This window comes from Inquilinus sp. (assembly GCF_039594555.1).
In the GTDB taxonomy this organism is placed as follows: domain Bacteria; phylum Pseudomonadota; class Alphaproteobacteria; order DSM-16000; family Inquilinaceae; genus Inquilinus.
Genome location: NZ_JBCNNF010000369.1, coordinates 1 through 6,817 on the forward strand (window position 1 = coordinate 1; position 6,817 = coordinate 6,817).

At 69.1% G+C, this 6,817-nt stretch carries 6 protein-coding genes; all 6 read right to left on the minus strand.

The genetic code is table 11. The features are described 5' to 3' along the window. A partial coding sequence (locus ABDW35_RS28720) for a response regulator (protein ID WP_343717277.1) occupies positions 1-1,040 on the minus strand: 1,040 nt, incomplete at its 3' end. Then, positions 1,037-1,483, minus strand: a complete 447-nt coding sequence (locus tag ABDW35_RS28725; RefSeq protein WP_343717278.1) for a response regulator — start codon at positions 1,481-1,483, stop codon at positions 1,037-1,039. The genes ABDW35_RS28720 and ABDW35_RS28725, both read right to left, overlap by 4 nt. Continuing rightward, positions 1,480-2,946 (minus strand): CHASE3 domain-containing protein, encoded by a 1,467-nt coding sequence (locus ABDW35_RS28730; RefSeq protein ID WP_343717279.1) that lies wholly within the window; start codon positions 2,944-2,946, stop codon positions 1,480-1,482. The genes ABDW35_RS28725 and ABDW35_RS28730 overlap by 4 nt, the downstream gene beginning before the upstream one ends. 236 nt (positions 2,947-3,182) lie before the next feature. Beyond that, positions 3,183-4,589, minus strand: coding sequence for an adenylate/guanylate cyclase domain-containing protein (locus tag ABDW35_RS28735; protein ID WP_343717280.1), 1,407 nt, complete (start codon positions 4,587-4,589; stop codon positions 3,183-3,185). Positions 4,590-4,659: 70 nt separating this feature from the next. Then, positions 4,660-6,387 carry a ubiquinone-dependent pyruvate dehydrogenase gene (gene poxB, locus ABDW35_RS28740; RefSeq protein WP_343717281.1) on the minus strand — a complete coding sequence of 576 codons (1,728 nt, stop codon included), beginning with the start codon at positions 6,385-6,387 and terminating at the stop codon, positions 4,660-4,662. Positions 6,388-6,498: 111 nt separating this feature from the next. Continuing rightward, positions 6,499-6,817 (minus strand): BtpA/SgcQ family protein (locus tag ABDW35_RS28745; RefSeq protein ID WP_343717282.1); only part of this gene is annotated, 319 nt, incomplete at its 5' end.

The window sequence follows — 6,817 nt, forward strand, 5'->3', positions numbered from 1 at the left end:
AGCACCACTTTTGTCCCGTCATGGGCCGGGTCGTGCTGCACGAGGGCCCCCAGCTTGCTGGCCATGGCGGAGATGATCTTCTGGCCCAGCCCGGTCGATCCCGCCGCGGCCGGGCCGATGCCGACGCCGTCATCCTCGACCGCGACCTCGATCTGCCCGTCCGCCAAAGCCTTCTGCCGCACCCGGACCGGCCCGCCCGATCCGGGATACGCGTATTTCAGCGCATTCAGCACCAGCTCGGTGACGATGACGCCGAGGGCGATGGCGCGGTCCGGATGGATGGTCACGGATTCGGTCGCCAGCTCCAGCACCGAACGGGTCTCGCGCCCCTCGGCGGAATCGCGCAGGCCGCCCATCAGCTCCTCCAGGTAGCGGTCGACCTCGATCGCCTTGACCGTGTCGGAGGTGTAGAGGCGGCGATGCGCCTGTCCCACCGCCATCACCCGCTTCTCCGCCACCGCCAGCGCATCCTTGATGTCCGGCGCGGACGAGGCGCCGGACTGCAGCCGCAGCAGGGAGGCGATCAGCTGCAGGCTGTTGCTGACCCTGTGGTTGATCTCGCGCATCATCAGCGCGCGCTCTTCGGCCAAGGCCTCGAAGCGGTCGCGCGCAGCCCGGATCTCCGCCTGGATGCTCTCGTTCTCGCGCCGCAGCCGTGCCGCTTCCAGCGCCGCCTCGATCGCCGCCTGCAGCAGGGCGAAGAACTCGCCGTCGGCGGATTTGATCACGTAGTCGGCGGCCCCGATCTTCAGCGCCTTGACCGCCACCCGGCCGTCTTCGTTGCCGGTGGCATAGATCACCGGCGGCGGGTCGTCGCGGCGGCGGATCTCCGCCAGGGTGGCGAGGCCGTCCTGCCCCGGCATGGCGTGGTCGAGCACGACGGCGTCGATCCCGCCCTCGGCGATGCGGGCCAGGCCGGACGGGCCGTCGGTCGCGATCTCGACCGTGAAGCCGGCGCGGCCCAGCGTCCTCTGGGCCAGCCGCGCCAGCCCCGGATCGTCGTCGATATACAGGATACGGATGCCGGCTTCGGCCATCATGCGGTCTCGGGCACCTGGATCACGGCGAAGAACAGGCCCAGCTGACGGATGGCGTTGGCGAAGTTCTCGTAGTTCACCGGCTTGGTGATGTAGACGTTGCAGCCCAGATCGTAGCAGCGCTGGATCTCGACCTTGTCGTCGGTGGTGGTCAACACCACGACAGGCGACAGCTTCAGATGCTCGTTCTCCTTGATCCGCTGCAGGATGTCGGTGCCGGAGATGTCCGGCAGGTTGAGGTCCAGCAGGATCAGCAGCGGCTGGCCGCGATGGACCTCGCCCGATCCGTCCGGCCCGAACAGGAACTGCAGCGAACTGGACCCGTCGCGGAACGACAGCAGCTCGTTGTGCACGCCGGCACGGCGCAGGTTCTTCTCGATCAGCTTGGCATGCCCCTCATCGTCCTCGACCATGACGATCCGGACCTGCCGGCTCTGCTCACTCATCTCGCTGTCCTCTGGCTGCTGTCGGCCCAGGTCCTGGGCAGGGTGATCCGGAACACGCTGCCCTGGCCCAGCGCGGATTCCAATGCGATGGTTCCGCCCAGGCGGCGGACCAGGGCGCGGACATGGGCCAGGCCGATGCCTTCGCCCGGCCGGTCCTGCACGCCGGAACGGCGGAACAGCTCGAACACCCGGCCGCGGTCCTTCGGGTCGATGCCGCGGCCATTGTCGCGCACCTCGTAGACATGGCCGGTCGCCGTGACGCGCCCGCTGACCTCGATTTCGCCGGGCGTGCCGTCGCGCAGGTATTTCAGGGCGTTGTCGAGCAGGTTGGAGAAGATCTGCTCCAGCGCCAGCCGGTCGCTGGTGAGGGGCGGCAGCCTGCCGATCCGGATCTCGGCCCCACGCTCCTGCGCCTGATGGGCCATGGCGTCGGCCATGCGCTGCAGCAGGGCGGTGGTGTCGATCGCCTCGGCCTTGAACTCCCGCCGCCCCTGCCGCGCCAGCGTCAGGATGGCGTGGATCAGCCGGTCCATCTTGTCGATCGAGGTCTTGATGAAGCCCAGCGCCTCGGCGAAATCCGCCTTCAGCGTCTCGTCGGCCTCGGCGGTCTCGTCCGGCACGCGCTCGCGCAGGCTGCCGAGCCGCTCGAACACGGCGTCGCGCAGATGCTCCAGCTCGCTGGTGAAGCCCATGATGTTGACCAGCGGCGACCGCAGGTCATGGCTGACGATATAGGCGTAGCGCTGGATCTCGTCATTGGCCTCCTGCAGGTCGGCCGTGCGCTCCGCCACCATCGCCTCCAGCCCCTCATTGGCCAGGGCCAATTCCCGCTGCATGGCCTGCATCGCCGCGGTGGACCGGCGGACCATCAGCACCGCGACCGCAGCCACCAGGGCGATGGCCAGCAGGCCGGCGATGGTGATCGCCACGAGCCAGAGCTGGGTACCGCGCGAAGCGGCGGACCGCTCGGCCAGCAGCCGCTCCTCCTCCGCCTTCATCCCGCGCAGGATGTCGTCGACCTGCTCGCCCAGCTCGCGCCCGCGGCCGGTGCGAACCTGCTCCATGGCCCCGGCACGGTCGCCGGCATCGGCCATGCCGATGGCATTGCGGAAGTTCGGCAACCGGTCCAGCAGTGGCCGCAGCTGGTCGATCGCGCGCTGCTGCGCCGGATTGTCGGCGGTGCGATCCGCGATCTCCGCCGCCAGCGGCGGGATGTCGGCCAGCGCCTTGTCGAAGGTCTCGAGGTATTCCTTGTCGCCGGTCAGCAGGTAGCTGCGCTGGCTGCCTTCGACCGACCGCACCATGAACTGCAGCTGCGTCATCCGCGCCTCGAGCTCGAGCGAATGCGCCACCCATTGCTGGTCCTGGCGCGATTGCTGGGCCAGCCACACGGCGGCGATGCCGATCAGAAGCAGCACGGCAAGGCCGAGGCCGCCGAGCGTCAGAAGGCGGGGTTTGATCATGCGGGACGAGTGCGGATGCGGGCGGCCTGGAGTCGGAAACCACCGACCTTATCCAGGCCTCGCAGGATTTGCCAGATCGGAGTGATTACCTCGATCCCATGGCTCCGTACTTCCGGAATGAAGATCTGCCCAATGACGTTCCGGGAGTCCAGAATATCGGGATAGGAATAACAAATGTTAAAATGCAGGAGACACTGCGGAGCTGCCGGCGTCGTCGAACCCGCCGGCTTCCGGGATCATGGGATCTCGTAGAGCGTCACCTCGTTCTCGATGCCGCGCAGCGTGTGGCGCTGGGCCACCGGTTCGATGCCGCTGCTCTGCAGCAGCCTTGCGGTGCCGGAATCCTTCACCACCGGCTCGGTCGCGAAGATGGCGCGCGAGTTCACCAGGGTCTGCACCCGGGAGGCGATGTTGACGGTCTGGCCGAAATAATCCTGCCGCTCGTTGAGCGAGACCGCCAGGCACGGCCCTTCATGGATGCCGATCTTCAGCACCAGGTCCTCGCTGGCATGGGCGTCGTTGAGGCGGCCCATCGCGTCGCGCATGCGCAGCGCCGCGGCCACGGCGCGGTCCGGCGTCGGGAAGGTGGCCATCACCGCGTCGCCGATGGTCTTGACCACGGCCCCGGCCTCGGCCGCGACGATCTCGTGCAGCACGCGGAAATGGGCCCGCACCAGATCGAACGCCGCCAGATCGCCGACGCGCTCATACAGCGCCGTCGACCCTTTCAGATCGGTGAACAGGAAGGTCATGCTGGTGATCTTCAGCCGCTGGTCGACGTCCAGCGTGTCGGTCCGGTAGATGTCGCGGAAGGTCTGGTTGGTCAGCAGCCGCTTGGCCGTCAGGAACGGCTTGCGCCGGCCCAGCAGGTCGTGCAGCGCGTGCCCGGCGATCCAGATGCCGGCCAGCACCCGGCGATCGGTCCGGTTCTCGACCGAGAGGCGCAGCGGGCCCGGCCGTAGCGACAGGGTCTCGTTCAGCCGATGCACCGGATCGATGATGAAGGACAGCGTCTGGCGGTCGCGCGTCGGCTCGCCCTTGACGTCGATGAACTGGGTCGCGTGGCTGACGGGGTCGAAGGCGATCAGGAACTCCGCCGGCAGCTGCAGCGACAGGATCGCCTTCTCCCCGGCCGGCAGTTCGACGAAATCGATCGTGATCTCGTCGATCAGCTGCTCGAAATTCGCCGGCAGGTCGACGCCCGATCCCCAGAACACCTGGCGGCAATACTCCACCGGCGGCAACGTGTCGGGGTCATGGGCGCCGATCCGGCGCACCCGCGGGCTGACGGTGAAGGCCACCTCCACCATCTCGTCGAGCGTCGGCTCGTAGCCCGCGGCGCACAGGGCGCAGTGGTATTGGTCGTGATCAAGGGATTTCAGCGTGGCGTTGGCGTCCAGGACGCCGCCGCAGCCGGGACACAGCACGTTCCAGGACAGCTCGAACAGCCCGAGCCGCGCGGCGTGCAGGAACACCGCGATGGCGCGCTCGACATCGATGCCGGTTTCGGCCGCGAAATCGAAGACGTTGACGCGACACAGCGCGCGGTCCGGCCCTTCCTGCACCAGCCGCTCCACCGCTGCCGCGGCCTCCCCATCGGCAAGCTGCCGCAGGGCCGCGAACAGGGCTTGGGTTTCGCTCATGCGGCGATTTTACGCCAAAATCGATGAAAACGCCAAAGCGGCGTGCAGCCACGCCGCCCCGGCGTCCCGGTCACCGCCGCAGGTTGGACCGCGCCAGCTCCACCACCTCGTCGACCCGGCCGTTGAGCACGGCCTTCAGCATGTAGAGGCTGAAGCCCTTGGCCATCTCGGTGGTGACCTTGGGCGGCATCGCCAGCTCCATCCGGTTGACCACGGCGTCGATCAGCACCGGGCCGGGATGGGCCAGCGCCTCGGCGATCCGCTCCTCGACCTGGGCCGGGTCGTCGATCCGCACGCCCTTGATGCCGATCGCCTCGGCCATGGCGGCGAAGTTCGGGTTCTGCAGCTCGGTCCCGGTGTCGAGGAAGCCGGAGGATTTCTGCTCCAGCTCGATGAAGCCGAGGGCGCCGTTGTTGAACACCACCACCTTCACCGGCAGGCCGAGCTGCTTGAGGCTGAGCAGGTCGCCCATCAGCATGGTGAAGCCGCCATCGCCGGACAGCGAGACCACCTGCCGCTTCGGGTCCGCCGCCTGGGCGCCGATCGCCTGGGCCAGGGCATTGGCCATCGAGCCGTGCCAGAACGAGCCGAGCAGCCGGCGGCGGCCGTTCATCGCCAGGTAGCGCGCCGCCCACACGGTCGGCAGCCCGACATCGCAGGTGAAGACGGCGTCGTCGGCCGCACGCTCGCTGATCACCCGGGCGATGTGCTGCGGGTGCAGCGGTCCGCCCGCGCGGCCGGTGGCCAACTCGTCCAGCCCGCGCCGCGCCTCCTTGTAGCGCTGCACGGAGTCGTCGAGATGCGCCCGGTCGGTCTTGGCCGTCAGGCGCGGCAGCAGCCCCTTGAGGGTCGAGGCGACGTCGCCGATCACGCCGAGATCGACCGGCACGCGCCGGCCGATCGCCTCGGCCCGCAGGTCCACCTGGGCGATGCGCGCGCCCTTCGGGTAGAACTGGCGGTACGGGAAGTCGGTGCCCAGCATCAGCAGCGTGTCGCAGGCCTCCATGGCGTAATAGCCGGAGGAGAAGCCGATCAGCCCGGTCATGCCGACATCGTAGGGGTTGTCGTACTCGACATGCTCCTTGCCGCGCATGGCGTGGACCACGGGCGCCTTCAGCGTCTCGGCCAGCTGGATCACCGCATCATGCGCGCCGGCGCAGCCGCTGCCGCACAGGATGGTGACGCGCGAGGCGCCGTTCAGCAGCTCGGCCAGCCGGTCCAGCGCCTGGTCCGGCGGGGTCACCGTCGGCCGATCCGGCAGCAGGCCTAGCGGCTTCGGCGCCGGGGCATCCGGGGCCGGCTTCAGGGCGATGTCGCCCGGGATCACCAGCACCGCCACCCCGCGCTCGGCCACCGCGCGGCGGACCGCGATCTCCAGCGCGCGCGGCATCTGGTCGGGGTTCGACACCAGCTCGCAATACAGGCTGCATTCGCGGAACAACTGCTCCGGATGCGTCTCCTGGAAATAGCCCGAGCCGATCTCGGGCGACGGGATATGGGCGGCGATGGCCACCACCGGCACCCGCGACCGGTGGCAGTCGAACAGGCCGTTGATCAGGTGCAGGTTGCCCGGGCCGCAGCTGCCGGCGCAGACCGCCAGCCCGCCGGTGACATGCGCGTCGGCCCCGGCGGCGAAGGCCGCCACCTCCTCGTGCCGGACATGCAGCCAGCGGATGCCGCCATGGCGCCGCAGCGAGTCGGTGAAGCCGTTCAGGCTGTCGCCGACGATGCCGTAGATGCGCTCGACACCGGCGGCGGCGAGGGTCTCGACCATCTGGTCGGCAACGGTTCTGGCCATGATGCTCTCCTGTCTGTCCGCATAGTGGCGCCCCGGCTCCATCCTCCGCGACGACGCCAGCCGTGTCGATGCGCGGTATGGCCGCCGGGCCGGCAGGAGAGACGGCGCGCCCTACCGGTCGATGCCGGCGATGAAGCTGCGGACGCGCGCCGGGTCGACCGGGTTCCACCACACCCCGTCGCGCTTCAGCGCGCTGGCGACGATCACCGCGTCGACCACGCCGAGGATGGCGTTGACGTTGTCTGGCGTCACGCCGCTGCCGACCAGCGACGGCAGGCTCGTGGCGCCGGCGATGGTGCGGATGTAGTCGAGATCGGCGGCGTGGCCGGTGCGCTGGCCGGTGGCGATCACCGCGTCGGCGTCGAAGAACTCGACATCGCGCACCAGCTCCTCCACCGGGCGGTCGCCGGTGATGGCGTGGGCGCCGTGC